The 811-nt window shown below is 60.3% G+C and carries 1 protein-coding gene; it reads left to right on the forward strand.

The genetic code is table 11. The features are described 5' to 3' along the window. The coding region (locus tag AS156_RS07815) for a transposase (RefSeq protein WP_201456007.1) at positions 1 to 413 on the forward strand (413 nt) is incomplete at its 5' end. Positions 414 to 811 lie beyond the last annotated feature (398 nt).

An 811-nucleotide genomic window follows, 5' to 3' on the forward strand; every position in this document is an offset into this window, starting at 1 on the left:
TGGCGCACGCACCCGAGCGCCTGCATGAGGAGATCACCGCCGATTACAACGGCATGATCTATGCCACGACCCCCGAGCAGATCGCCACCCGGCGCAGGGCCTTCATCCGCAAATGGCGGCTCAAACATCGCGCCGTGGCCGACAGCCTGGAGGAGGCTGGCGAGCGGCTGTTCACCTTCGCACGTTTGCCGCCGAGCCAGTGGAAGAGCGTGCGCACCACCAATGCCATTGAACGTCTGCACGAGGAGTTCAAACGCCGGATCAAGACACAGAGCGTGCTGCCATCGGCAGACACCGCCGCCATGTTGTTTTGGGCCTTGCTCGCCTCGGGCCAGATCAATCTGCGCAAAGTCGATGGCTGGCGGACGCTCGACACCAAACCCGATGATCAGCCAATTGACCTCGTCGCATGATCAGATAGCTTCATGAACCCGCAGACGCGCCACACCAATTCCAACCACTTCCCGGACGCCACCCTTGGCAAGACCCCGCGACAAAAATAATTCTGTTTTTCAGAATCGCAACTTGGTGTATGAATTGTCCGTCTCACCCAATCGAGGGGCGCTTCGCGATCGTCACGGGTGTTGCGGTGAGACGCGGTGGACGTCACGTGTGCAACTGACGAGTGCGCATGAGGCGGACGGCGAAATCGTGCAGGCCTGACGCCCTAGTGGCAGGTGTCTTATCGGCAGAAGGCAAGCCCTCTTGCCGATGACGGTGACAAGCAAGCCCAGTCTCGCCGGGGAGAGTACGTATAAGCCGTAACCCATCGCGCAGGGAAAGCCGGATTGCTCCGGTTACACCTGTGGTC

It is taken from the genome of Bradyrhizobium macuxiense (genome assembly GCF_001542415.1).
In the GTDB taxonomy this organism is placed as follows: Bacteria; Pseudomonadota; Alphaproteobacteria; order Rhizobiales; family Xanthobacteraceae; genus Bradyrhizobium; species Bradyrhizobium macuxiense.